The sequence below is a fragment of the Streptosporangium sandarakinum genome, from assembly GCF_013409935.1.
Classification (GTDB): domain Bacteria; phylum Actinomycetota; class Actinomycetes; order Streptosporangiales; family Streptosporangiaceae; genus Streptosporangium; species Streptosporangium nondiastaticum.
In genome coordinates this window covers 424093-447880 of sequence record NZ_JACCCO010000002.1, presented here as the reverse complement: position 1 = coordinate 447880, position 23788 = coordinate 424093, and the positions used below count along the sequence as shown (strand labels likewise).

General features: G+C 72.1%; 24 protein-coding genes and 1 pseudogene. 6 read left to right on the top strand and 19 right to left on the bottom strand.

The genetic code is table 11. The features are described 5' to 3' along the window. Positions 1 to 39: 39 nt before the first annotated feature. Both HDA43_RS20685 and HDA43_RS20680 read right to left on the bottom strand, forming a co-directional pair. The gene (locus tag HDA43_RS20685; RefSeq protein WP_179824208.1) at positions 40 to 765 is read right to left on the bottom strand and encodes a glycosyltransferase family 2 protein; all 726 of its coding nucleotides are present in this window, start codon (positions 763 to 765) and stop codon (positions 40 to 42) included. A 378-nt stretch (positions 766 to 1143) separates the two neighbouring features. Next, a complete protein-coding gene (locus tag HDA43_RS20680) occupies positions 1144 to 1428 on the bottom strand; it encodes a hypothetical protein (RefSeq protein WP_179824206.1) in 285 nt (94 codons plus the stop codon). A gap of 229 nt (positions 1429 to 1657) precedes the next feature. Between HDA43_RS20680 and HDA43_RS20675 the strand changes: the two genes are divergently transcribed. Next, a complete protein-coding gene (locus HDA43_RS20675) occupies positions 1658 to 3100 on the top strand; it encodes an NsdA family TPR-like regulatory protein (protein WP_179824204.1) in 1443 nt (480 codons plus the stop codon). Continuing rightward, positions 3100 to 4035, top strand: coding sequence for a phosphotransferase enzyme family protein (locus HDA43_RS20670; RefSeq protein ID WP_179824202.1), 936 nt, complete (start codon positions 3100 to 3102; stop codon positions 4033 to 4035). The genes HDA43_RS20675 and HDA43_RS20670 overlap by 1 nt, the downstream gene beginning before the upstream one ends. Positions 4036 to 4245: 210 nt before the next feature. On the opposite strand, the gene HDA43_RS20665 is transcribed toward HDA43_RS20670, so the two are convergent. The 4 genes from HDA43_RS20665 to HDA43_RS20650 all read right to left on the bottom strand — a co-directional run bounded on the left by HDA43_RS20665 (position 4246) and on the right by HDA43_RS20650 (position 8595). Beyond that, positions 4246 to 6003, bottom strand: coding sequence for a 5'-nucleotidase C-terminal domain-containing protein (locus HDA43_RS20665; protein WP_179824200.1), 1758 nt, complete (start codon positions 6001 to 6003; stop codon positions 4246 to 4248). Between the two features lie 169 nt (positions 6004 to 6172). Further along, entirely contained in the window at positions 6173 to 7090 is a 918-nt protein-coding gene (locus HDA43_RS20660) for a sensor histidine kinase (protein ID WP_179824198.1), read from the bottom strand. Between the two features lie 168 nt (positions 7091 to 7258). Next, complete coding sequence (locus HDA43_RS20655; RefSeq protein ID WP_179824196.1) at positions 7259 to 8236, bottom strand: aldo/keto reductase; 978 nt, start codon at positions 8234 to 8236, stop codon at positions 7259 to 7261. Continuing rightward, positions 8233 to 8595 carry a MerR family transcriptional regulator gene (locus HDA43_RS20650; RefSeq protein WP_179824194.1) on the bottom strand — a complete coding sequence of 121 codons (363 nt, stop codon included), beginning with the start codon at positions 8593 to 8595 and terminating at the stop codon, positions 8233 to 8235. Before HDA43_RS20650 ends, HDA43_RS20655 begins: the two co-directional genes overlap by 4 nt. A 424-nt stretch (positions 8596 to 9019) precedes the next feature. Here HDA43_RS20650 and HDA43_RS36750 point away from each other — a divergent pair. Together HDA43_RS36750 and HDA43_RS20640 are read left to right on the top strand one after the other, a co-directional pair. Continuing rightward, positions 9020 to 9556: pseudogene (locus tag HDA43_RS36750) on the top strand (DUF998 domain-containing protein); the annotation flags it as partial. Between the two features lie 88 nt (positions 9557 to 9644). Further along, positions 9645 to 9977: a YnfA family protein gene (locus HDA43_RS20640; RefSeq protein WP_179824192.1), complete on the top strand. Its 333-nt coding sequence runs from the start codon at positions 9645 to 9647 to the stop codon at positions 9975 to 9977. 58 nt (positions 9978 to 10035) lie between these two features. Here HDA43_RS20640 and HDA43_RS20635 read toward each other — a convergent pair whose 3' ends face one another. From HDA43_RS20635 to HDA43_RS20620, 4 genes are all read right to left on the bottom strand, one after another. Further along, entirely contained in the window at positions 10036 to 12402 is a 2367-nt protein-coding gene (locus HDA43_RS20635) for a Tex family protein (protein WP_179824190.1), read from the bottom strand. A gap of 378 nt (positions 12403 to 12780) precedes the next feature. Further along, on the bottom strand, positions 12781 to 12990 hold the full coding sequence (locus HDA43_RS20630) for a hypothetical protein (RefSeq protein WP_179824188.1): 210 nt from the start codon (positions 12988 to 12990) through the stop codon (positions 12781 to 12783). A gap of 97 nt (positions 12991 to 13087) precedes the next feature. Continuing rightward, the gene (locus tag HDA43_RS20625; protein ID WP_179824186.1) at positions 13088 to 13990 is read right to left on the bottom strand and encodes a DUF4097 family beta strand repeat-containing protein; all 903 of its coding nucleotides are present in this window, start codon (positions 13988 to 13990) and stop codon (positions 13088 to 13090) included. A gap of 109 nt (positions 13991 to 14099) precedes the next feature. After that, positions 14100 to 14678, bottom strand: coding sequence for a toxin-antitoxin system HicB family antitoxin (locus HDA43_RS20620; protein WP_179824184.1), 579 nt, complete (start codon positions 14676 to 14678; stop codon positions 14100 to 14102). A 195-nt stretch (positions 14679 to 14873) separates the two neighbouring features. On the opposite strand from HDA43_RS20620, the gene rpmG reads away from it, so the two are divergent. After that, positions 14874 to 15038 (top strand): 50S ribosomal protein L33, encoded by a 165-nt coding sequence (gene rpmG / locus HDA43_RS20615; RefSeq protein ID WP_179824182.1) that lies wholly within the window; start codon positions 14874 to 14876, stop codon positions 15036 to 15038. Between the two features lie 136 nt (positions 15039 to 15174). Here the strand turns inward: rpmG and HDA43_RS20610 are convergent, their stop codons facing one another. The 4 genes from HDA43_RS20610 to HDA43_RS20595 form a co-directional block, all read right to left on the bottom strand. Next, positions 15175 to 15744 carry a TetR/AcrR family transcriptional regulator gene (locus HDA43_RS20610; protein ID WP_179824180.1) on the bottom strand — a complete coding sequence of 190 codons (570 nt, stop codon included), beginning with the start codon at positions 15742 to 15744 and terminating at the stop codon, positions 15175 to 15177. Positions 15745 to 15863: 119 nt separating this feature from the next. Next, complete coding sequence (locus HDA43_RS20605) at positions 15864 to 16382, bottom strand: cellulose binding domain-containing protein (RefSeq protein ID WP_179824179.1); 519 nt, start codon at positions 16380 to 16382, stop codon at positions 15864 to 15866. A 99-nt stretch (positions 16383 to 16481) separates the two neighbouring features. Further along, positions 16482 to 17582, bottom strand: a complete 1101-nt coding sequence (locus tag HDA43_RS20600) for a lytic polysaccharide monooxygenase auxiliary activity family 9 protein (RefSeq protein WP_312873473.1) — start codon at positions 17580 to 17582, stop codon at positions 16482 to 16484. A 344-nt stretch (positions 17583 to 17926) separates the two neighbouring features. Further along, positions 17927 to 18412, bottom strand: a complete 486-nt coding sequence (locus HDA43_RS20595) for a GNAT family N-acetyltransferase (RefSeq protein ID WP_179824176.1) — start codon at positions 18410 to 18412, stop codon at positions 17927 to 17929. 516 nt (positions 18413 to 18928) lie between these two features. Between HDA43_RS20595 and HDA43_RS20590 the strand changes: the two genes are divergently transcribed. Then, complete coding sequence (locus tag HDA43_RS20590) at positions 18929 to 19510, top strand: HAD-IA family hydrolase (RefSeq protein ID WP_179824174.1); 582 nt, start codon at positions 18929 to 18931, stop codon at positions 19508 to 19510. Positions 19511 to 19555: 45 nt separating this feature from the next. Here HDA43_RS20590 and HDA43_RS20585 read toward each other — a convergent pair whose 3' ends face one another. The 5 genes from HDA43_RS20585 to HDA43_RS20565 form a co-directional block, all read right to left on the bottom strand. Continuing rightward, on the bottom strand, positions 19556 to 20449 hold the full coding sequence (locus HDA43_RS20585) for a carbohydrate ABC transporter permease (protein ID WP_179824172.1): 894 nt from the start codon (positions 20447 to 20449) through the stop codon (positions 19556 to 19558). Beyond that, positions 20446 to 21357, bottom strand: a complete 912-nt coding sequence (locus HDA43_RS20580; protein WP_218912333.1) for a carbohydrate ABC transporter permease — start codon at positions 21355 to 21357, stop codon at positions 20446 to 20448. The genes HDA43_RS20585 and HDA43_RS20580 overlap by 4 nt, the downstream gene beginning before the upstream one ends. Before the next feature lie 67 nt (positions 21358 to 21424). Continuing rightward, entirely contained in the window at positions 21425 to 21775 is a 351-nt protein-coding gene (locus HDA43_RS20575) for a hypothetical protein (protein WP_179824170.1), read from the bottom strand. A 54-nt stretch (positions 21776 to 21829) separates the two neighbouring features. After that, complete coding sequence (locus HDA43_RS20570) at positions 21830 to 22798, bottom strand: extracellular solute-binding protein (RefSeq protein ID WP_179824168.1); 969 nt, start codon at positions 22796 to 22798, stop codon at positions 21830 to 21832. Between the two features lie 381 nt (positions 22799 to 23179). Then, on the bottom strand, positions 23180 to 23548 hold the full coding sequence (locus HDA43_RS20565) for an STAS domain-containing protein (protein WP_179824166.1): 369 nt from the start codon (positions 23546 to 23548) through the stop codon (positions 23180 to 23182). Positions 23549 to 23788 lie beyond the last annotated feature (240 nt).

The following is a 23788-nucleotide window of genomic DNA, read 5'->3' as shown; positions in this document are numbered from 1 at the left end:
GAGGCCGAAAGAGGGTTCTCCGCCGCCCGGGAGGGCGGGTCAGATCGTGGCGGCCGCGTGGACGGGTGTCGAGGACTCGGCTGAGCGGTGCTCACGCAGGATGGTGCGGAGCACCCGCCAGCCGTCCCGTACGGCGTTCAGGTTGCTGACGCCGTGGATGCGGCTGCGCTCGTGGCTTGGCACCTCGCGGATCACCAGCCCGGCGCGGGCCGCGCGGATGTTCATCAGGGTCTCCACCTCGAAGCCGTCGCAGTCGAGGCCCAGGGCGTCGAGGTGGCACGCCCAGAAGGCGTTGTAGCCGTAGCACAGGTCGGTGTAGCGGGTGCCGTGCAACCGATTGGTGACCAGGGTCAGTGCCCTGTTGCCCAGCGAGCGGAGCGGGCTGAGATCGTCGGATCCGCCTCCGGGGGCGTAACGGGAGCCCTTGGCGAAGTCGGCGCCCTCGACCAGCGCGGTCACGAAGGCGAAGATCTCATGGCCGTCGGTGGAGCCGTCGGCGTCGATCATGACGATGATGTCGCCCGTGGCGGCGGCGAACCCCTCGGCGAGGGCGTTGCCCTTGCCCCTGCGGGTCTGGGTGACCACGCGCAGGCCGGGACGGAGGGACCGGGCGACGGCGACGGTGCCGTCGGTGGAATTTCCGTCGACGAGGATCACCTCGTCGATCCACGGGGGCAGGGTCGCGAACACGTGTGGGAGGTTGGCTGCTTCGTTGAGGGCGGGGACCACCACGCTGACGCTGACGGGAAAGGGACGGCTGCTCATGGTCCCAAGGTTCACCGGACCGCCTGCAACCTGCTTTAAGCCTCCTTGCAAGGCCCGTGGCACGGCCGTGGGAAGGCGTCGCGGGGCCCGGCGGGGCTCGGACGCGACCCCGGTACGGCCTCGGTACGGCCTCGCCACGGATGGCGTGTGCCGGCGGGGCGCCCGCGCCGGCGCGGCACGCCGGCCGGAGCCGGAGGGAGGTCCCGGGGGCTTCCTCCGACCGGGGCTAGAAGGGCAGGATCTTTCCCGAGGGGGTCCGCATGTCGAGCGGCGCCGGCTCACGGGGCGGCCGCGGCCGCTGGATGATCTGGATCCTTCTCACAGGTCACTCCTCTCACGGGCTTAACACGTGTTACCCATGTCCGCGCCAAGAATCACCTATCGACGCGCCACGTGCAGCACGCTGGCCACGCGCTCCGCGGCCGTGGCGATGTCCTCGGCGTGCCCGATGCGGCCGGCCCACGACAGCCAGAACCACCACTCGCCGTCCTCCTCGTGGGCGGCGAGGACGTCCTCGGACACGGTGGGGACCATCGGGTTGGTCACGTGCAGGCGGGGCGGCGGCCCCGCCGGGGCGTCGAGGCACACCTTGAAGGAGTGGGCCTCCAGTTGGGCGGCGAGTCGCCGCAGATGATCAACGGCCTGGCCGTCGTCTGCCGTCATCCGGATCACTCCCGGCGGATGCTGGTGTCGTTCTTCCCAGCAGAGTGCGTTTTCCCGGCGCGGCAGGCAATGTCCCATCTTGCTATCTCCCACCGAACTGGTGGAATAGGGAGGAAAATTCCCCCTGTTCCGTGCGGAAAGCGCGATAACGGGAAGGCGAGGCGCGGGAGCGCTCACGCTGTGGCGCGCCCTCGTCCGTGATGGGTGAACAGCGACCGGGGAGGGCGCCGTGGCCCGAGGTGAGCACCCGCCCGCGTGCGCGCGGCGTTGGCGCGAGCAGGCGCAGGCGAGGCGATGGACCCATTGGCAGACGGCCCAGGCCATCCGTGGCTGCTGCGGGGTGAGCCTGCTCAAGGCGCACCGGCTGGCCCGGGGCTGGTCGGCCCGGCAGGCGGTCGAGGAGCTGGAGGAGCTGTGCGAACGCCACGATCTGGGCGAGGCGCGGGCCAGCATCGACCTGCTCAACGCCTGGGAGAACCACCGGGCCCGGCCGCGACCGCAGACCATCGACCTGCTGGCGCGGCTGTACCGGGCCAACGCCGTACGGCTCGGACTGGCCGGCGACTACTGCGAGGACGACGGCGGTGAGGCCAGGATCGTGGTGGTCGCCGCGGGGGACGGCCGCACGCCGTACCAGGCCGACGAGAGGGCCGGCGGCGACGACGGCATGGAGCGCCGCGCGCTGTTCCACCACGCGCTGCTCGGCGCGCGGCTGCCGCTGAACGGGCGCCTGCTCGCCGAGGTCGAGCGGATCCGCCAGGACCTCGACCGCACGCTCGTCGCGGCCACCGTCTCCGAGGAGCAGCTCGACCGCCTCGACGAGCAGGTGCTGCGCTACCGGCGGGAGTACGTCACCAGCGCTCCGCTGCCCATGCTCTACCGGCTGATGCTGGAGTTGTCCGACGTGCGGACGCTCGTCGGCGCCCGGCAGCCCGCGATGGCCCAGCGGCGCCTGCTCAACGCCACCGTGATGCTCGCGCTGCTGTCGGCCGACGCGCTGATGAAGCTCGGCGACACCCGCCAGGCCCACACCTGGTACGGCACCGCCCGCACCGCCGCCGACGACATGGGCGACCTGCGGCTGCGCGCCCTGGTCCGGGCGCAGGAGGCCATGCTGCCCTACTACTACGGCGACCTCGCCGAGACCGTGCGGCTCGCCCGGGAGGCGCGGACGCTGGCCGGCAGCGCGCCCAGCTCCCCGGCGGCCCTCGGCGCGGCGGCCGAGGCCCGCGCGCTCGCCAGGATGGGCGAGCACCGGGCCGCCAGGGTCGCGCTCGCCGAGGCGGAGCGGATCTTCGCCAGGATGCCCCCCGAGGGCCACGACCACCTGGCCTTCCGCTTCTCCGAGCGGCGGCTGCAGTTCTACCGGATCGGCACCCTGATCGAGCTGGGCGAGGAGGTCGACTGGACACCGGGCCCCTCCGGCGCCTACGCCATCGACCCGGTGCTCATCCTGCTCGACCGGGCCGCGCACCTGGCCCGCGGCGGCGAGGTCGAGGACGCCTGCCTGCTGGCGGAGAAGGCACTGCTCCAGGTGCCGGCGGAGCACCGCACCTCCATCGTGCTCGACCGGGCCCGGGCGGTACTGGCGGAGATGCCGCCGTCCCGGCACCGTACGGCGGCGGCGCGCCGGCTGGCCGACCTGCTCGACGACGCGGCACGGGCCGTGTGATGGGCGGTTCGCTGGCGCGGGACGCGTTCGCGGTCCTGCGCGACGTCTGCGAGGACCTGGGGATCGACCACCGGGGCGCCGAGCTGCTGCGGGTGCGCAGCAACGCCGTCTTCAAGCTGCGCGGGGAGATCGTGGTGCGGATCGCCACCGCGTCCGACGCGCGGGCCCGCCTGCCGGTGGTCCTGGCGGTGGCCCGGTGGCTGGCCCAGCAGGGCTTCCCCGCGGTACGGCCGGCCGACACGATCTGCGAGCAGCCGGTGGTCCACGAGGGCGGGGTCGTCACCTTCTGGCACTACGTCCCGGCGGCGGCCGAGCGTCCCACCACCACCGAGCTGGGCGAGATCCTGCGCACCCTGCACCTGCTGCCGGTGCCGCCGGTGGCGGTGAAACGGTTCACCAACCCGCTGGCCGGGATCCGCGCCGAGGTGGACCGCTCCGACGTGCTCACCCCCGGCCAGCGGACCTGGCTGCGCGACCGCATCGCCGAGCTGACCGAGCGGTGGTCGGACCTGGAGGTGAAGGGCGCCCCGGTGCTGCTGCACGGCGACGCCTGGATCGACAACCTGCTGCGCCGCACAGACGGGCACGTCGTGCTCTGCGACTGGGACGGCGTCGCGGTCGGGCCGTGCGAGTGGGACCTGGTCCACACCTACCACGGCCAGCGCCGCTTCGGCCTCACCGCCGCCGACGTGGACGCCTTCGCCCTCGCCTACGGCCGGGACCTGCGGTCGTGGCCGGGCTACGCCACCCTGATGGAGGTCCGCGACATGTACGCCGTGGGCATCCACATCCGCAATGCCGGCGCCGACCCCTTCTCCCGCCGGGAGCTGCCCCGCAGGCTCGACTCGCTGGCGAGGGGCGAGCGGTTCACCCGGTGGTACATGGCGGAACCCGTCGCCGTCGTCCCCCGGCGGAGCGCCTCCCGCCGGGGCTGAGCCGGGCCGGGCGTCCCGGGGGCTTCCCGGGCTTCCCGGGCGCTTCCTGGGCGCTTCCCGGGCGCTTCCCGGTCGAGCGCGCGGGTCGCCGCCGGTCCGGGCCCGCCCGGGAGACGGGCCGGGGCCGCCTCCGCCGTACGGCGGAGGCGGCCCCGGGACATGCGATGGACCGCCGGAATCCGGAAGGTCCCGGAAGAGGGGTCCGGGGACCTAGAAGAGCGGCTTGCCGTCGCGGGTCAGCTTCCAGTTGACCTCGGCGAAGTCGGCGGAGTCGATGATCTTGGTCTCCGTGGCGTAGTCGATCAGCGCCTGGCGGATCTCCACCTGGGCGTTGTAGACCACCGGCGCGGTCGAGACGTGCGGGAAGCCGCCGCCGCCCGACTGGCGGTAGTTGTTGACGGCGACCACGAACCGCTGGTCGGCGGAGACGGGCTGCCCGTTGTAGGACAGACCGGTGATCCGCTGGCCGGCAGGCTTGGCGACGTCCACGTCGTAGCCGACGCCGGAGAGCTGGTCGTAGTTGTAGTCGGGGATGTTGCCGGCGTTGGTCAGCCTGGACAGGTCGACCGGGGCGTCCGGGGCGAGCTGCGCGAAGTACTTCGCCGAGTGCTCCAGGTAGTCCTTGAGCTGGGCGCCCGTGAGCCTCACGGCCATCAGTGTGTTGTCGTAGATGTACAGGCCGGCCATGTCGCGGATGCTCACCGGTCCGGCGGGGAACGTCGCGGTCCGGCTGAACGGCGCGGCGATCGACAGCACCGGCAGGTCGGCGTCCGCCGTGCCGGCGATGGCCTTCTTCACCGTCTCGGTCTGGACCTTCTGGATGTAGTCCAGGATCGGGGTGTCCTTGTAGGGGGACTCGGCGGCCAGCAGTTCGTCCTTGGAGGTGGCCACCTCCTTGTTGACGTACCCGACCGTGGCGTCGTGCTGCTTCTTCATGAGCGCGACGATCTTCGGGTCCTCGGCGACGGCGTTGGTGTTCAGCGTGGCGGAGGACTTGCCGGTGACCGCCCACTTGCCGTTCTTCTTGGTGAGCGTGAAGTCCAGCACGCTGAGACGCTGGCCCCACTTGGCCGGCTCGGTCAGCAGGATCTGCTCGCCGGTGACCTTGTTGGTGACGAACCGCTGCGGCACCTCGTTGTGAGCGTGCCCGAACAGCACGGCGTCCACGCCGGGGACCTGCTCGCCGACCATGGCGGCGGCGTTCTCGACCGGCAGGTCGCCGCCGTAGGAGGACAGGCCGTTGTCGCCCGCGTGCGCGGTGACCACGACCACGTCCGCGCCGAGGCCGCGGATGACCGGCACCCACTTCCCGGCGGTCTTGACCAGGTCGTCGAAGCGCAGTTTGCCCTCGACGTTGCCCTTGTCCCAGATCGCGACGCCGGGGTTGGTCAGGCCGAGCACGCCGACGCGGATCGGCTTCTCACCCTTGACCTTCATCGTCTTGATGACGAACGGCTGGTAGGCGGGCTTGCCGGTGGTGGCGTCCACGGCGTTGGCACCGAGCACCGGGGCCTTCATCTGCTTGATCCAGGTGGCCAGCAGCGGCAGGCCGTAGTTGAACTCATGGTTGCCCAGGGTCACCGCGTCGTAGCCGATGGCGTTCATCGCGCGGGCCATGGGGTGGAGCTCGCCGGTCTGTGTGATCGGCTCGACCTTGGCGTAGTAGTAGGCCAGCGGCGTGCCCTGGATGGTGTCGCCGGAGTCGAACAGCAGGGTGTGGTCGGCGCCGCGCTCGGCGCGGATCTTGTCGACCATCGTCGAGACCTTGGCGAGGCCGACGTCGTTGCCCTTGCCGTCGTCGAACTCGGCGTTCTTGAAATAGTCCCAGTTGAGGGTGTTGCCGTGCAGATCGGAGGTGCCCATCACGGTCACCGTCACCGACTTGCCGGCCGAGGCGTGTGCGACCGACGGGATGGCCAGGGCGGTCAGCCCGGCCATGCCGAGGACGGCGATCTTCTTACTGTGCATGTCACGGGACAGTAACCACCCCAGGTTGCCGGGCGGTCACGGCAGCCTTACAGGACAGGGTGAATGTAGGGGTTTCCGCCGGATAGGTGATCTTCATCCCTTTCCTGAACCCGCGGTTCCGCCGGAACGCTCCGGCCTGACCGCGTGGGAGGCCGACGGCGAAACCGTCCTACGCCGTGACCCTGCCCGGCCTGACCGCGTGGGAGGCCAGCGGGAAGACCACCCGCACGCCGTACCCTCCGCCGGGCTCGGGACCGGCCGACAGGCTGCCGTGGAAGAGCGCGACCCGCTCCCGCACGCCGACCAGCCCGGCCCCGGGTCCGCCCGCCGGCCCGGCGCGGCCGTCGAGCGGCCCGCTGTCGGTGATCTCCAGGAGCAGCTCCCGGGGCCGGTAGGCGATCCGCACCCTGGCGGTGGTGGGACCCGCGTGCCGCAGGGTGTTGTCCAGCGCCGCCTGCACGATCCGGTACGCCGACAGGTCCAGGCCCACGGGCAGCGGGCTCGGCTCACCCTCGACGCTCAGCCGCACGTCGAGGCCCGCGGCGCGCATCCGCTCGGCGAGGTCGTCCAGGCGGGCGAGGGTCGGCTGCGGCGCCAGTCCGTCGTCCTCGGCGCCGGTGCGCAGCAGCCCCAGCGTACGGCGCAGCTCCTCCACGGCGGCCCGGCCGGTCTCCTCCACCACGTGCAGCGCCTCGCGCTCGGTGACCTGGTCGGGGCGGAGCGACAGACGCGCGGCGCCCGCCTGCATGACCATCGCGCTGACGTTGTGCGCGACGACGTCGTGCAGCTCCCGGGCGATCCTCGCCCGCTCCTCGCTCGCCGTCCGCTCGTCAGCCGCCCACTCGCCCGCCGTCCCACCGCCGGCCGCTCGCTCGTTCACCGTCCGGCTGCTCACCACCCCGCCTTTCACCGTCCGCCTCCCGCGCACCGGCTCGCGGGCGAGCAGTTCGCCGCGCTCCCGCGCGCGACGACCGATCCGCAGGTGCCGCCGTACGGCGAGGCCCGCGCCGACCGCGGCGCAGACCGCCGTCACCAGCGCCAGCGCCGGCAGCCGGCCGGCCGCGGTGGGGGGAAGACGGAGGCTCATGGGGCGAGGGTAGGGCGGGCGCCGGGCGGGCGGCATCCGCCGTGAGACTGATAGGAGTCACGACTCTCCCGCCGTCCGGGGACGGGAGTCCGGTTCCCGGCCTTCCGGAAGCCGGTGGGGCCGGGTGCCGGGCCGGAGCCGCCGTCCGGCGTTCCGGCCCGGGTGAGGTCAGCGCTCGATCAGCGACATGTTCACGTACCGCTCGCCCCGGGCGCCGCCCGGCACCGCCGCCTCCAGCGCGGCGAGCTGGTCCGGGGTCAGCGTGACGCCGGCCGCCGCCGCGTTCTCCTCCAGGTAGCGCAGCCGCTTGGTGCCCGGGATCGGGATCACGTCCTCGCCCCGGGAGAGCAGCCAGGCCAGGGCGAGCTGGGCCGCGGTGCAGCCCGCCTCCTCGGCGATCTTGCGCACCTCGGCCACGAGCTCCTCGTTGCGGGCCCCGTTCTCCCCGGTGAACCGGGGGTGGCGCTTGCGGAAGTCGTCGTCGGGCAGTTCCCCGGCGGGCGGCAGCGTGCCGCCCAGCAGGCCCCGGCTGATGGGGGAGTAGGCCACCAGCGCGACGCCCAGTTCCCGCGCGGCCGGCAGGATCTCCGCCTCGATGTCACGGGTGAACAGGGAGTACTCGCTCTGCAGGGCGGCGATCGGATGCGTGGCGTGCGCCCGGCGCAGGGTCTCCGCGCTCACCTCCGACAGGCCGAGACGACCGACCTTGCCCTCGGCGACCAGCTCGGCCATCGCCCCCACGGTCTCCTCGATGGGGACATCGGGGTCGCGGCGGTGCAGGTAGTACAGGTCGATGTGGTCCACGCCCAGCCGCTTCAGGGAGGCCTCGGCGGCCTTCTTGACGTAGGCGGGGCTGCCGTCGACGCCGCGGGCGTCGGGGTCGTCGCTCCTGACGATGCCGAACTTGGTGGCCAGCACCACCTCGTCCCTGCGGCCGGCGATCGCCCGGCCCACCAGTTCCTCGTTGTGGCCCCTGCCGTACATGTCGGCGGTGTCCAGGAAGTTCACCCCCAGGTCGAGGGCGCGGTGGATGACCGCGATCGACTCGGCCTCGTCGGCCGCGCCGTAGAACTCCGACATCCCCATGCAGCCCAGGCCGATGGCCGAGACCTCGGGGCCGTTCCGGCCGAGACGGCGCCTGTTCATCGTGCCTCCGTTGTCGCATAGAAGTCGATCTTGTAGTCGAGGATCCCCAGGTCCTCGGTGAGCCGCGCGATCCGCGTCCTGACCCGCTCCCGGTGGGCCTCCAGGATCCGCCGCCGTTCGGCGGTGGTCCCCGGGCCCCGGCGGCGCAGCTCGGCGTAGCGGCACATGTCCGCGATCGGCATGCCGGTCGATCGCAGCCTGGTCAGGAAGTCGAGCCAGGCCAGGTCGGACTCCGTGTAGGCGCGGTGCCCGCTCGGGTCGCGCTCCACCTCGTGGATGAGCCCGATCCGCTCGTAGTACCGCAGCGTGTGCGCGCTCAGTCCCGAGCGGCGCGAGGCCTCCTGGATGGTGATCCCCATATGTCTCACCTTGCCGCTTAGAGCGCGCTCGAAGTCAAGCGGGTCCCCCCGGGGCGCCCGGCTCGCGGAGCGGTCCGGCAGGTGGGACACGTGATTTCGGAGGCGTGTCCTGCGAGCGGGAACCCGGCCCCGGAGGCGCGTGTCCTGCGAGCGGGAACCCGGCCCCGGGGGCGTCCCGTCCGCGGGCGCCGGGTCCGGAGGCGCCCCGCGAGGGGACTTCCGTCCCGGAGCCGTCCCGGGGGTCCGACCCTGAGGGGGAAGGCCCTACCCCCGGCGGTCTCCGCGCAGCTCAGAGGGGTCATGTCCGGGACGTCCCCGCAGAGGGTGACCCCACCCCGGGCCGGAGTCCCTCGGGGACGGCTCAGGGACGCCTGGGGACCATCTCCAATATTCCGAACCCCTGGTCGATCGCCATTTTTGAGTCATGGCGAGTCAGGCTTTCTCCGGAACAGGGATGATCCACGGCGGTTACGCGGCGATCGGCGCCGGAGCCGCGTCGATGGTGGGGCTGCACGTGGCCACGGGGCTGGACCCGGTGCACACGCTGATCAGCGAGTACGCGTTCGCGCCCGACGGGTGGCTGCTGCCCGTATCCCTCACGTTCTTCGCGGCCGGCGCCGCCGCCTTCGGGATCGCGCTGGCGCGGCGCACCGCGGACCGCGGGGCCGCGTTGCTGGTCGGAGCCTGGGGCCTGTGCATGCTGCTGATCGGCGTCTTCCCCACGGACGCGCCCGGCCTGCCGCTGTCGATGTCCGGGGGCATCCACCGCTACGCGGCGTTCGGGGCCTTCCTCGCCATGCCGGTGGCGGGCCTGATCCTCTCCAGACGGCACGCCGCCGGTTCCTACGCCCGGCCGGTGCGGCTGCTGAGCCTGGCGTCCCTGGGCGTGCTGGTGCTGGTGGTCCTGCCGTACGTGGTGCGGATGTTCGGGATCCCCCTGGCGGGTGAGGACATCCCCGCCGGGGTGACCCAGCGGCTGGTCGTGGTCTTCGAGGTGGCGGTGCTGGCTCTGGTCGGACTGTTGATCGCCGCCGGGTACCGTCGTACCCATGACCGTCCTCCGCTCCCTGCTGCTGTTCGCCCTCGCCGCCGTCGCGGAGATCGGCGGCGCGTGGCTGGTGTGGCAGGGCGTGCGCGAGGGGCGCGGGCCGCTCTGGATCGCGGGCGGTGTCCTCGCGCTCGGAGCGTACGGCTTCGCGGCCGCGTTTCAGCCCGCGCAGGACTTCGGCCGAATCCTCGCCGCCTACGGCGGGGTGTTCGTCGCGGGCTCGCTGGCCTGGGGAATGGTCATGGACGGGTTCCGGCCTGACCGCTGGGACGTGGCCGGCGCGCTGATCTGCCTGGCCGGAATGGCCGTGATCATGTACGCGCCGCGCGGCTGACCGGCGGTACGGCCGCCGCCCACGGGGGCGGCGGCCGTACCGTGTGATGCGTCGCCGGCTACCGGTCGCCGTCGGAGCCGGTGAGCCCGGCGCGGCGCAGCGCGTCGGCCATCGCGCCGCCCGGCGCCTCACGCCGGCGGTCGCCACGCCCCTGCTGGCCGCCGCGTCCCTGCTGCCCGCCGCGTCCCTGCCGGCGGTCACCCTGGCCCTGCTGCCGGTCGCCGCCGCGGCGGCCGCCGTCGGCCTGGTCACGCCTGCCGCCCCCGCCGCGGGCGGGCTCGTCCTCCAGCCGGAGGGTCAGGGAGATGCGCTTGCGCGGGATGTCGACATCGAGCACCTTGACCCGGACGATGTCGCCGGGCCTGACGACCTCGCGCGGGTCTCTGACGAAGGTGTGCGACAGCGCCGAGACGTGGACCAGGCCGTCCTGGTGCACGCCGACGTCGACGAACGCGCCGAAGGCGGCGACGTTGGTGACCACGCCCTCCAGCACCATGCCGGGTTCGAGGTCGGAGATCTTCTCCACGCCCTCCTTGAAGGCCGCCGTCTTGAAGGCCGGGCGCGGGTCGCGGCCGGGCTTCTCCAGCTCCGACAGGATGTCGGTGACGGTCGGCAGGCCGAAGGTGTCGTCGACGAAGTCCTGGGGCCGCAGCGACCGCAGGACCGTCCCGTTGCCGATCAGCTCGCGGATGCCGCCGCCGGTGGCCGACAGGATGCGGCGCACCACCGGATACGCCTCGGGATGCACGCTGGAGGTGTCGAGGGGGTCGTCGCCGTCCGGGATGCGCAGGAAGCCCGCGCACTGCTCGAACGCCTTGGGGCCGAGGCGGGGCACCTCCTTGAGCGCCCGGCGCGACCGGAACGGGCCGGACGCGTCGCGGTGGGCGACGATGTTGTCGGCCAGGCCCGCCGTGATGCCCGACACGCGTGCCAGCAGCGGCGCCGAGGCGGTGTTCACGTCGACCCCCACCGCGTTCACGCAGTCCTCGACGACCGCGTCGAGCGAACGGGAGAGCTTGGTCTCGGCGAGGTCGTGCTGGTACTGGCCGACGCCGATCGACTTGGGGTCGATCTTGACCAGCTCGGCCAGCGGGTCCTGCAGGCGCCGGGCGATCGACACCGCGCCGCGCAGCGAGACGTCCAGGCCGGGCAGCTCCTGGGCGGCGTAGGCGGAGGCGGAGTAGACGGAGGCGCCGGCCTCCGACACCACGATCTTGGTCAGCCCGGGGACCAGCTTCACCAGCTCGCCGGCGAGCTTGTCGGTCTCGCGGGAGGCGGTGCCGTTGCCGATCGCGACCAGTTCCACGTCGTGCTTCTTGGCGAGCGCGCCCAGCGTGGCGAGCGACTGGTCCCACTGGCGGCGCGGCTCGTGCGGGTAGATCGTGGCGGTCTCCAGCACCTTGCCGGTGGCGTCGACCACCGCGACCTTCACGCCGGTGCGCAGGCCCGGGTCCAGGCCCATGGTGGCGCGGGTGCCGGCGGGCGCGGCGAGCAGCAGGTCGCGGAGGTTGGCGGCGAACACGCGCACCGCCTCGTCCTCGGCCGCCTGCCACAGCCGGGTCCGCAGGTCGATGCCGAGGTGGACGAGGACGCGGGTGCGCCAGGCCCAGCGGACGGTGTCGGCCAGCCACTTGTCGGCCGGGCGGCCCCGGTCGGAGACGCCGAAGCGGTGGGCGATGCTCGCCTCGTAGGAGCCGGTGGGCTCCGGCTCGGGCTCCAGGGTGAGGGTGAGGATCTCCTCCTTCTCCCCGCGGAACATCGCCAGGATCCGGTGGGAGGGCAGCTTGGTGAACGGCTCGGCGAAGTCGAAGTAGTCGGAGAACTTCGCCCCCTGCTCCTCCTTGCCCTCGCGGACCGCCGAGACCATGCGGCCCTTCGTCCACATCCGCTCGCGCAGCTCGCCGACCAGGTCGGCGTCCTCGGCGAACCGTTCGACGAGGATCGCCCGCGCCCCGTCCAGCGCGGCGGCGGCGTCGGGCACCCCCTCGCCGACGAAGGCCGCGGCGGCGGCCTGCGGGTCGACGGACGGGTCGGCGAGCAGGCCGTCGGCGAGCGGTTCGAGACCGGCCTCGCGGGCGATCTGCGCCTTGGTCCGCCGCTTGGGCTTGTAGGGGAGGTAGATGTCCTCCAGGCGGGCCTTGGAGTCGGCCGCGACGATCTGCGCCTCAAGGGCGTCGTCGAGCTTGCCCTGGGAACGGATCGACTCCAGGATCGCGGCCCGCCGGTCCTCCAGCTCCCGAAGGTAGCGCAGCCGCTCCTCCAGCGTGCGCAGCTGCGTGTCGTCGAGCGCCCCCGTGACCTCCTTGCGGTAACGGGCGATGAACGGCACCGTGGCGCCGCCGTCGAGCAACTCCACGGCCGCCTGTACCTGCCGCTCGCGCACACCCAGCTCGTCGGCGATCCGCTGATGAATTGACGTGGTCACGGTCTCTCTTTCCTCGGGACGGGCAGCCGGGGCGGGCGGCCCTGTGGGCAGCCCCAAAGCTACCGCGCGACCCCGACAGGGTCCGGCGGAGACAGACGGATGTCCCGGTGGTGCCCGCGAGCGGGGCGAGGGTGACGGGAGGGCGGCGCCGGCGTCGCGGCGGGCTCGGCGGTCGCGGCCGGGCGATGCGACACCGGCCGGATGCCCGGCCTTCCCGGCGGCGGCCGGATGGTGGTCAGACGGCGGCCGGACGATGGCCCGGCGGTGGTCGGGCGATGGTCGGACGGCGGCCGGGTGGTGGTCGGACGGCGGCCGGGTGGTGGTCAGACGGTGGCCGGACGTTGGCTGGGCGATGATCAGGTGGTGGCGGGGCGATGGTCAGACGGTGGTCGGGCGGCGGTGGGCGGGACCGGGACGCGCCCCGGCCGGTTCGGGGCTGATCCGGTCGGCGAGCCGGCGCATGGCGCGGGCGGTCCACCGGCGGGCGGGACCGGGACTCCGAGGGGTCAGACGTGAGAGCTCGGCCTCGGCGATCGCCTCGGCGTGCGTCGTCCGGCACAGGGCGGTGATCTGGAACTCGTTGTTCACGGCTCTTCCCTTCTGGGAACGGGGGGTCTGCCTTCTGGGAGCGGTTCGGCGGCCCGCGCCGCGGATCCTTCCGGTGGCGGGATCCGTGGCACGGGTCCTACGGGCGGGTGCGGACCAGGGAGATGTCGCCGCTCACGGTCTTGACGCGGATCTCGGTCCGCGGGGCCTCGTCACCGGGCCGGTCCGCCTCCTCCAGGCCGGAACGGAGGTCGCCGGAGACCGTGGAGACGTCGAGCCAGGCGCTCACCCCGTCGGCGACACCGATCCTGACGTCGCCCGACACGCTGTCGACCGACACCCGGCCGCGGGTCACCGCCCCGACCTCGACGTCGCCCGAGGAGCTGTGCACCTCCACCAGGTCACCGGCCGTCCCGACGGTGACCTCGCCGGAGGTGCTCCTCGTCCTGAAGGACGCGGCCGACGTCTCGACGGTGATGTCGCCGGAGCCGCTCCTGACGGTGGTGTCGCCGTGGGCGGCGCCCAGCCTGACATCTCCGCTGGAGGTGGTGATCTCCGCCTCGCCGCGCAGCTCACGCAGCCGGATGTCGCCGGAGGAGGTCTGGACGCCGGCCTCGGCGCCGATGACGTCACATGTGACGTCACCACTCGCCGTTCTGACGTCAAGCCGGGCGCAGCGCTCGATCCGGACATCGCCGGAGGCCGAGCCGACCGCGACGTCCCCCAGCGGCCCAGAGGCGCGGACGTCGGCGGAGGCGGCGTCGAGGGCGACCGCCGACCCCGCGGGAAGGGCGACGAGCACGTCCACGCTCGCCCGGCGTCCCAGCATCGCGCGCTGCTCGGGTGTCTCGACGAGGATCGTGCCGTCGTCCAGCCGTTCGACGCGGGTCCTGCTCGCGGCCTCGGCGTCGGCGGAGCTGGACGGACGGGAGGGCCGGACCTCGACGACCGCGTCCTCGCGCGGGGCGGCGGTGACCTCCAGGAGACCGGCGGGAAGCTTGACCCGCAGGGTGACGGGTCCGGGGGCGGGGAACGAGGGCATGGCGGAATCTCCCTTTCGGGTACGGGGGATCATGGAATGGTGCCGGGGGAGCAGGAAGGCCCGGGGTTGATGACCGCCACTCAGGCGTGGACCGGCGGGCGCGGGGGCCTCAGCGGGCCCAGCCGCTGAGGCGCTTGCCACTCCCGCGGGGACGCGGCTCCCGCGGGCCGTCCAGCAACGCGGCGGACAGCACGCGGACCAGCCACGCGTTGACCGAGACGCCTTCGGCGCCCGCCGCCTCCTCGACGCGGCTCTTGAGCGACTCGGGCAGGCGCAGTGTCATCCTGGCCGTGCCCTCCTCGCCCGGGAGCGTCGGCGGGGTCGGCGGGGTCGGGGGGAACGGCGGTGCGGGGAAGCCGGGCGGCCCCGGCGGGGCCGGAGCGCCCGGCGGCGCGAACGCGCCGGGCATTCCGGGCGGCGGCGCGAAACCCGCGGCCTCCCCGAAGTCCGGCGGTGTCACCACGAACTCGGGTTCGCGGTTGCGGATCCGTACCTCGACCGAGCCGGGCGCGAGCTCGCGGGTGACCTCGTCGGCCGCGGCCGACAGCACCTCGATGAGGGTGAGCCTGACCGCGGAGTCGAGTGACGTGGTCAGGTTCTCCACGGCGGCCCGGGTCTCGGCGTCGGCGACCGCCGCCGACGCGGCCAGTGCCCGGCGGAGGTTCTCGACGAAGGGCGTGACGTCCATGGGCACCACTATGACGCCAAAAATGACGTCACGTCAAGCCATATGACGTCACTTATGACGTCTTTCTGGACGTCGTGTGGCGTCACGGTGGTGTCGACGGCTTCGGTTCGGGAGTCGGGGGATCTCCGTACCGGGAGGAATGGAAATCGTTGTCGGCGTTGTTGTGGGTCTCGTCGATCGGAAAAGGAGAAGGCCATGGCTGGAAACGAGATCCGTCCCGTGATCAAGCTGCGCTCGACCGCGGGCACCGGCTACACCTACGTGACCCGCAAGAACCGGCGGAACTCCCCCGACCGGCTCACGCTCACCAAGTACGACCCGATCGCCCGGCGCCACGTGGAGTTCCGCGAGGACCGCTGAGATCCCGTTCCGCCGGTCCTCACCGCCCGGGGGTCTTCCCCCGGGCGGTCCCGGCGGGCGCGATCCGGGCGGGGTCCCGGTGCCAGGCGCCGCGGGGCGTCGTTCCGTTGTGCCGCCGGGTCGCCGCGGGCGGGTCTCAGGGCGCGGCTCGGCTCCGCAGCAGGGCGTCGAGGTGGTCCAGGATCCACTCCCAGCTCTCCTGCGTGCCGGGATCGCTGTGACCGAAGCCGCCGGCCGCCTCCAGACTGATGTAGCCGTGGAAAACGCTGCCCAGCAGCCGTACGGCGTGCGTCCGGTCCGCCTCCGTCAGGTCGTAGCCGCGCAGGATCGCCCGCGTCATCCGCGCGTGCCTGCCCCCGGCACTGGCGGCCGCCGTGTCCGGGTCGAGCCGGAGCCGCGCCGCGTCGTAGCGGCCGGGGTGCTCCCGGGCGTAGTCGCGGTAGACGTTTCCCAGTGCGGCCAGGGCGTCCCGGCCGGCCCGTCCGGCCAGGGCGGCGGCGGCCCGGTCGGCGAGCTCCTCCAGTGCGAACAGGGCGATCCCGGTCCTGAGGTCCCGCGAGTTCTTCAGGTGGGAGTACAGGCTCGCGACCTTGACGTCGAACCGCCTGGCGAGCGCCGAGACGGTCACCTGGTCGAAGCCGACCTCGTCGGCCAGTTCCGCCCCCGCCCGGACCAGGCGTTCCGCCGTCAGCCCCGCGCGTGCCACGATCCTCCCTCCGTCTTCCTGCAGCGATTGTGTAGTTCCCGGAAGCATTCCGGCAACATGATCTGCCGGCGCCGTACCGGCGGGTGCCGGCGGTCGCCCCGCACGGCCGGACGGTACGGTCAGCCGCAGGTGATCTCGGTGAAGGCCGGGGGAGCGGCGGCGGAGCCCACGAAGCCGACTTCGGAGACGGTGGCCCCGGGGGAGAGGACGGCCCCCTCGGGCGCGTGGATCATCGCGATGGGGCCGCTCTGCATGGGCGTGCCGTTCCACACCTGGGTGAGCTTGGCGCCCTGGGGGAGCAGCCACTGGATGTACCAGTCGCGCATCGGCCGGCCGGAGACGTTGCTGATCGTCGCGGCTCCCCGGTAGCCGCCCGGCCAGGACTCGACGAGGGTGACGGTGGCGGTGCAGCCGGCGGCGGACGCCGCCGCGGACCCGGCGGCGTCCGGGGTCCCCGTCGCGGCTCCGGCGGCGTCCCGGGGGTCCGCGGTGCGCCCGGCGGTGTGCCGGGTCTCCGCCGCGTGCCCGGCGGTGTGCCGGGTGTCCGCCGTACGGCCGGCGCAGGACGCCACGACCAGCGCCGCCGCGGCTCCCAGCGAGACGACGCCCAGCAGGGGCGCGATCCTCCGGGTCACCACCGCGGGGCCTCCTTCCGTGCGGGAACGCGGCGGACTGCGGCGGCCCCGGCCGGCGCGGACTGCGGGCGCCGGCCGGGGCCGCCTCTCACCGGGGATCCGTCAGGGGCTGGTGCAGGTCGGGGTGGGTGAGCCGCTGGTGCCGTTGGCGACGAACCCGAAGGTGGTCGAGCCGTTCGCCGCGACGGTCCGGTTCCAGTCGGTGTTCCTGACCACGGCGATCGATCCGGACGCGGTGTAGACGCCGTTCCAGACGCTGTTGATCGTGGTGCCGCTGCCCGGAGTCCAGCTCACCGTCCAGCCGTTGAGCGGGGAGGAGCCGCGGTTGGTCACGGTCACCTCGCCCTGGAACCCGCCCTGCCAGGAGTTGATCGTCCGGTAGGTGGCCGTGCAGTCGCCCGCGATCGGCGTCGAACTCGGGGTCACCGTGGGGGTCGCGGTGGGCGTCGAGGTGGGCGTCGAGGTGGGCGTCACCGTGGGGGTCGGGGTCGAGCCGGGCCGGCCCACACCGGTCACCTCGCCCTTTCCGCCGTCGAAGACGACGTCGGAGCAGTTGTAGAACGTCTCGTTGGAGTCGGACCGCTTCCACACCGAGTAGACGATGTGCCGGCCCGACTTGCCCGAGGGCAGGCGGGCGTCCCAGTAGTAGTAGGCGTCCGCGGTGCCCGCCGAACCGACGCTCGCCGGGTGGTCGGCCGTGTAGAAGGGCTCCGCCTCAAGGTCGTCCCAGGTCAGCGGCCGAGTGGGGTCCCAGCCGTCCTTGGTGACGTAGACGTAGAACCAGCCGGGGTGCGCGGCCCACTTGTTGTACCGGAACTGGATGGAGCTTCCGGCGGTCAGGTGTGTCATGGGCCAGTCGGCGTGCGGCAGGTCGAACCCGCTGTAGGTGGGGTTGCCGCCGCTGCACGCCTGCCCGTCGGGGATGAACCCGCGGGTGCGCCCGGCGCCGTCGGAGCGGAGCACGCCGAACCAGTTGTACAGGGAGTTGGGGCCGCTCTTCGCGACCGCCGCCGCGCAGGCGGGGTTGACGGGGATGATCTGCCCCGTCTGCGACAGCCCGTCCTGCCAGCAGAGATAGGTACGGCTGCCCGGCACCATCATCGCGCCGTGCGCGGACGCCGAACCGGGGACGAGAACGACCGCGAGCAATGCGGACAGGAGGGCGACCGCGCCCGCGGCGACGGCGCCTGGCCATTTCTTCACGGGATTACCTCCCCCTTCCGGGGACGACGAACCGCTGGTTCATGGCGGTGAAGCGCTCACGCGAGACGGACTTTAGGCCGTCGTCTCCGGGGAGTGAACGCGGTGCGGTCGCCGTGGGCGAGGCATGCGTCATCGACGCAGGTCAGCGAGGTGCGGGGATGAGCGGAAGGATGAAAGGTTCATGCCCCGGCCGACGGTGATCGCCGGGCCGGCCCCCGTCGGCGGCCCCGCCGGGAGGAGGTGTCGCCCGGCGGTCCGGCCGGGCCGTGATCGCCGGGCCGGTCATCGCCGCCTCCCGCCGCGGGTCGCGTCGGGCGTCCCGCCGGGGCCGTTCCCGCGGGTCCCTACCGGGCGGCGAGCTTCTCCAGCGCCGGGCCGGCGAGCCGGTACGTGTGCCACTCGTCGAGGTGCGCGGCGCCCAGCGACCGGTAGAACTCGATGGAGGGGGTGTTCCAGTCGAGGACCGCCCATTCCAGACGGCCGTAGCCGCGTTCCACGCAGATGCGCGCCAGTTCGGCGAGCAACCGCTTGCCGTGTCCCCCGCCCCGCCGGTCGGGGTGGACGAAGAGGTCTTCGAGGTGGATGCCGTGCTTGCCCACCCAGGTGGAGTAGGTGAGGAACCAGATCGCGAAGCCCACGGGCTTCTCCTCGCCCCGCTCGTCGCGCTCGGTGGCGAGGTGGCAGAACACCGCGGGGGAGTCGCCGAAGAGCGCCTCGTGCAGGTCGTCGGGGGTGGTCTGGACCTTGTCCAGCGATTTCTCGTACTCGGCGAGGTCGCGGATCATGCCGATGATCGCTGGGACGTCGTCCGGTGTTGCGGGGCGAATCATGGGTGAAGTTTAGGCCTTTTCCGACCCTGCCTTCCCGGCCCCGCCGTCCTGACCTGGGAGTCCTGGCCCGCCGCCCTGACCCGGGAGCCCCGACTCCGCCGTCCCGGCACGGCGTCGCCGCCTCGGCGACCCGCTCCGGGGGAAGGCGGGCCGAGCCGTATGGCGGGCTGATCGTGAAGGTGGTGCCAGCGCCGACACGGCCGGTCACCTCGATCCGGCCGCCGTGCATGGTGACCGGCTCCCGGACGAGGGCCAGGCCGGTGAGAGTGAGCACGTCGTCGACCAGGATGATCGGACCCGTGCCTTCTCCCGGTGACCGGCCTCCCTTGCCTTCGAACACATGAGATGTTCAAATGAACCGTAAGCCCTTGCGGATCGGTTCCGGCGGTCCTCCGTACGGCGAGGCACCCGGGGCGGTCTCCGGCGGTCCGCCCACGGCGGCCGGCCGGGTGCCGCGGGACCACCGCGACCGGTTCCGGCACGGAGACGAAGTTCGCCACGAGACGGAGGAGACGCGTGACCACCTGGATGCTGCTCGACTACGGCGAGGTCATCTCACTGCCGCAGCCGCCCGAGGACGTGACGGCCATGGCGGTCCTCGCCGACCTCGACACCGAGACGTTCCTCGACCGCTACTGGCGTCACCGGGACCTCTACGACCGGGGGAGACCCTCCCACGCCTACTGGGGCGACGTCCTGGACCGCGGGTTCTCCGAGGGGGACCCGCTGGTGGCCGCGCTCGACGCGGCCGACACCGCGAGCTGGTCGCGCCTCGACCCGGCGAGCCTGGAGGCGATCCGCGTCCTCGCCGGCCGCCACCGGCTCGCGCTGCTGTCCAACGCCCCCGAGCCGATGGCCGCGGCCATCGACCGGGCGCCGTGGGCGCAGGCGTTCGACCACCGCTTCTACAGCTGCCGCCTCGGCCTGGCCAAGCCCGACCCCGAGATCTTCGAGAAGGTCCTGCACAGGCTCGGCGCGGAACCGGGCGAGGTCACCTTCTTCGACGACCGGGCGGTCAACGTCGAGGCCGCCGCGGCGGTCGGCATCCACGCCGTCCTGTACCGGCCCGGCACACCCTTCGAGCGGCGGCCGGACTGACCGGGCCGCCGGGCCGTCCTTCCGGCCCGGCGGCGCCCCGGCCTCTCAGCGGCGCCCGGTGGTGGCGATGCCCTGGACGAAGTGGCGCTGGCCGAAGAAGAAGATCACGACCAGCGGGAGCGTGGTGATGACGCTCGCCGCCAGGACGATCTCCCACTTGGGGTCGCCGCCCTGGTAGAACTGGTCGACGATCGCCTTCAGGCCGCGCGGCAGCGTGTAGAGCGCCGGGTCCTGGAGATAGATCAGCGGCTTCATCAGGTCGAACCAGCTCGCCTTGAGCTCGAAGATGAAGGCGATGATCAGCGCCGGTCTGGCCAGCGGCACGGCGATCCGCCAGAACAGGTCCAGGTAGGACGCCCCGTCCACCCGGGCGGCCTCGAAGACGTACCGGGGCACGCCCAGCAGGAACTGGCGCAGCAGGAAGATGTAGAACGCCGAGCCGAACAGATTGCCCGCCCACAGCGGCACCTGCGTGCCGGTCAGCCCCACCGAGTTCCAGATGAGGTAGGTCGGCACCAGCGTGACCGCCGCGGGCAGCATCATCGTCGCCAGCACGCTGCCGAAGAGCAGGTTGCGCCCCGGGAAGCGGAAGTAGGCGAACCCGAAGGCGACGAAGGCGCTCGACAGGGTGACCGCGCCCGCCGCGACGACGCCGATGACCAGCGTGTTGACCAGCCACGCCAGCATGGGCGCCGCGTCCCAGACCGCCAGGTAGTTCTCCGGCGCGAACGGGTGGGGCCACGGGACGAACGGGTCGGCGAACGTCCGGGACCGCGGCTTGAGCGACGCGACCACGAGCCAGACGAACGGGTACAGGAACAGGGCCGACGCCGCGGACGGCATGACCAGGAAGAAGATCTTCCGCGACCCGCGTCCGGCGTCGTCGGCCGGGCCGCCGGCCTCGACCCGGGGCCGCGCCCGGTCCAGCGCGGTGGTCATCCGGCGTGCTCCTCGGCTTCGTAGTAGACCAACCGGTTGCCCACCTTCACCTGGATGAGAGTGATCACCAGGATGACCAGGAACAGCACCCAGGCCAGGGCCGAGGCGTATCCCATGTGCAGGAACTGGAAGGCCTGCTGGAACAGGTAGGCCACGTAGAACAGGGCCGCGTCGCCGTGCGACTGCTGGGCGACCTGGTTGCCGAAGAACATCGCGTACACCTGGTCGAACATCTGCAACGCGGAGATCGTGTTGATGATCACCACGAAGAAGACCGCCGAGCTGATCATCGGCAGCGTGATCGACCGGAACCGCTGCCACCGGCCGGCCCCGTCGATCATCGCCGCCTCGGTCAGCTCGCGTGGCACGTTGCGCAGCGCCGCGAACAGGATGATCGTGGTCGAGCCCAGGTTCCACAGCGACATCAGCACGATGCCCGGCAGGATCCAGTCCGGGTCGGTCGTCCACTGCGGTCCCTCGATCCCGAACAGGCCGAGGAACTGGTTGACCATCCCGGCCTGGCCGTTCAGCAGGAACAGGAAGAGCACGCCCACGGCGACGTACGGCGTCATGGACGGCAGGTAGAAGATCGTGCGGAACACGCCCGCGGCCCGCCCGGTGATCCGGTTGAGCATGAGCGCCAGGGCGAGCGCGAGCGCGATGGACAGCGGCACGTGCAGCGCCGTGTAGTAGACGGTGTTGCCGACGGCCCGGAGGACCTTCGGGTCCTGGGCCATCCTGGCGTAGTTGCCGAGGCCGACGAACTCCGGGTCGCCGATCAGGTCGAAGTCGGTGAACGACAGCACCAGGCTGGCGACCATCGGGCCGAGCTGGAAGACCAGCAGGCCGATCAGCCACGGCAGCAGGAAGACGTACGCCCACCGCGTCTCCGGGCGGATCCGCCTCACCGCGGCCCCCGCGGGGCCGCCGACCGGCGGATCACCGCGGGGACCACTGCGCGGATCACAGCGCGGATCACTGTGTCGCCTCGTCGATGGCCTGCTGCGCCTGCTGCTGCGCCTGCTTCATGGCGTCGGCCGGCTTCCTCTCGCCGAGCAGGACCCGGTTGCCCGCGTCCTGCCAGGCCTTGGTGAACTCGGCCGCGGCCGCCGACGGGGGCACCACGAACCCGGCCTGCTGCACCGAGCGGATCGTCTTGACCGCGTCGTCGTAGGCCTTGTGCCCGCTGGGCTTCACGACCTCCGAGAAGATGACGTCGTCGGCCTTGACGTTGCCGGTGTAGGTGCCGATGTTGACCTTGCCCTCCTTGGCGCGCTTGTCGGCGCGGGCCTTGGCCGCCGCGATCCAGGTGTCGGCGGAGGTCATGGTCCTCATCCAGCGGCAGGCCACGTCGGGGTGCTTGGCGCCCTTGGGGACCACTCACGCGTTGCCGCCCACGTTGTTGACCGGGTTGCCCTGGCGGTCCTTGACCGGCAGCACGGTGATGTCGGCGTCCGGCGTCGTGCCCGCCATGGCGCTGACCACGAACTGCTCGGTGAGCATGGCGCCGAGCTTGTCGGTGGCGAACGGGTTCTCCTCGCCGAAGTAGTCGAAGGTCTCGGTGAACGCCTTCAGCTTCTTCCAGCCGCCCTGCGACTCCACCAGCCGGCCGGCGTAGTCGAGGGCCTCGACGACCTTCGGGTCGTCGAGCTTCGCGGTGCGGCCGTCGGCGGACAGGATGTCGGCGCCGTTGGCCTTGGCCCACAGCGGCAGGAACTCCGGCAACTTGGGATAGAAGCCGAACCGCTCGATCCTGCCGTCCCGGACGCGGTTCATCTTCTCCGCGAGCTTGGCCAGCGCGTCCCAGTCGGAGGTGTCGATGCTCGCCGGATCGACCCCGGCGTCCTTGGCGGCCTTGTTGTTCACCAGCAGGACGATCGAGTTGTAGAACTCCGGAATGGCGTACCACTTGCCGTCGTACTTCGACTGCTGCTGCGCCGCCGGGTAGAAGTCGTCGGTGGCGATCTTCTCGCGGGAGACGCAGTCGTCCAGCGGCTGGATGGCCCCACGCGCGGCGTAGCTGCCGATCCGCTCACGGCCCAGGTAGACGACGTCCGGCGGGTTGCCGCTCGCCACCGCCGACAGGAACGCCTGCTCGTCGAACTGGCCCTCGTTGATCGCGACCTTCACGTCCGGGTACGCCTTCTTGAACGCGTCGACCCGGACGGCGGCGATCTCGTCGGGGAGGCCGAATCCCATCGTGGTCAGTGATGATCCCGCGCCACCGCCGCCCGCCGCTCCGCTTCCGCCGCCGCTGTCACCGCTTTTCGCTCCGACACCGCCGCAGGCGCTGAGGGCCGCCACCAGAAGGGCCACGGCCGAGATACGGCCCGAGTGGTACTTGGGCATCCACGCCTCCTCGGTTCACTTGTGCGCCAGGTCCCTTCCCTTAAAGGGAGGGTTAAACGTGGATTTTCCGGTAATGGAAATCCGAATCCGTTTTTATTCTTTGTGCGGCGGACATTCGGATTCCTCGTACGGTGAGCATCCGGAGCACGGCGGGCACCCGTAGTACGCCGGGCATCCGGACGGGACGCCGGGGGCGGCACCGGGAACGGGTGGGCGAGCCGTACGGGAACGGCGGCGAGCCGTACAGGAGGTCCGCGTGGCCGTGTGGGAGGTCCGTGCGGCGGCACCGGGACGGAGGGCGCCCCGGCGGATCACCGCAGGGGGGTGGGTGGACCCGATGGTCCCTCGACGGTCCTCCGTGACCTCAGGGGAGGAGACGGGTCACAGGGAGAGCGGGACGTTTCTCTCGAAGGCGCGCAGGACGGACTCGTCCACGCTCGCGTCGATGGGGAAGGCGTCCCTGAGCCGGGTGAGGTCGAGCAGGCGCCCCAGGAAGCCGTGCACCCCGGCCAGCCGCAGCCAGCCCTTGAGCTCGTAGGCGCGGCGCAGGCCGCCGAGCAGCGCCCACACGCCTGTGGAGTCGCAGAACCTCAGCTCGTGCACGTCGATGATGATGTGGATCCGCCCGCGCGCCAGCAGCGCGGAGAGTGCCTCCTCCAGATCGGAGGCGGACAGCTTGTCGAGATCGCCGGCCAGTGATACCACGGCGAACCGCGGCTGGTCGTTCACGGCGATGGAGAGCTGGTTCATCAATATGTGCCCCGCTGTCCACAGCTGTTGGAAACAGCGCCCTCGCGACCTCTCCGCCCTCTGGGGAGAGCGGTTGCTCGCTTTCCCCGGTCGAGGTGGGCGACGGACAACCCTGCCCGTTTCGATCACGGGAACCATATCAGCGAGGGCCTTCCCGCCGGGCGGACCCGGCGTTCTTCTCACCCCGCCTGACGGCTCCCTACGGAGCGTGCAGAGACGGATAACCGCTGCGACCACCGT

Bases quoted from the DNA above. Each gene is read 5' to 3' on its own strand.
- HDA43_RS20685 (WP_179824208.1), bottom strand. From the start codon at position 765: ATGAGCAGCCGTCCCTTTCCCGTCAGCGTCAGCGTGGTGGTCCCCGCC.
- HDA43_RS20680 (WP_179824206.1), bottom strand. From the start codon at position 1,428: ATGACGGCAGACGACGGCCAGGCCGTTGATCATCTGCGGCGACTCGCC.
- HDA43_RS20670 (WP_179824202.1), top strand. From the start codon at position 3,100: ATGGGCGGTTCGCTGGCGCGGGACGCGTTCGCGGTCCTGCGCGACGTC.
- HDA43_RS20665 (WP_179824200.1), bottom strand. From the start codon at position 6,003: ATGCACAGTAAGAAGATCGCCGTCCTCGGCATGGCCGGGCTGACCGCC.
- HDA43_RS20660 (WP_179824198.1), bottom strand. From the start codon at position 7,090: ATGAGCCTCCGTCTTCCCCCCACCGCGGCCGGCCGGCTGCCGGCGCTG.
- HDA43_RS20655 (WP_179824196.1), bottom strand. From the start codon at position 8,236: ATGAACAGGCGCCGTCTCGGCCGGAACGGCCCCGAGGTCTCGGCCATC.
- HDA43_RS20650 (WP_179824194.1), bottom strand. From the start codon at position 8,595: ATGGGGATCACCATCCAGGAGGCCTCGCGCCGCTCGGGACTGAGCGCG.
- HDA43_RS20640 (WP_179824192.1), top strand. From the start codon at position 9,645: ATGACCGTCCTCCGCTCCCTGCTGCTGTTCGCCCTCGCCGCCGTCGCG.
- HDA43_RS20625 (WP_179824186.1), bottom strand. From the start codon at position 13,990: ATGCCCTCGTTCCCCGCCCCCGGACCCGTCACCCTGCGGGTCAAGCTT.
- HDA43_RS20620 (WP_179824184.1), bottom strand. From the start codon at position 14,678: ATGGACGTCACGCCCTTCGTCGAGAACCTCCGCCGGGCACTGGCCGCG.
- rpmG (WP_179824182.1), top strand. From the start codon at position 14,874: ATGGCTGGAAACGAGATCCGTCCCGTGATCAAGCTGCGCTCGACCGCG.
- HDA43_RS20595 (WP_179824176.1), bottom strand. From the start codon at position 18,412: ATGATTCGCCCCGCAACACCGGACGACGTCCCAGCGATCATCGGCATG.
- HDA43_RS20585 (WP_179824172.1), bottom strand. From the start codon at position 20,449: ATGACCACCGCGCTGGACCGGGCGCGGCCCCGGGTCGAGGCCGGCGGC.
- HDA43_RS20575 (WP_179824170.1), bottom strand. From the start codon at position 21,775: ATGACCTCCGCCGACACCTGGATCGCGGCGGCCAAGGCCCGCGCCGAC.
- HDA43_RS20570 (WP_179824168.1), bottom strand. From the start codon at position 22,798: ATGCCCAAGTACCACTCGGGCCGTATCTCGGCCGTGGCCCTTCTGGTG.
- HDA43_RS20565 (WP_179824166.1), bottom strand. From the start codon at position 23,548: ATGAACCAGCTCTCCATCGCCGTGAACGACCAGCCGCGGTTCGCCGTG.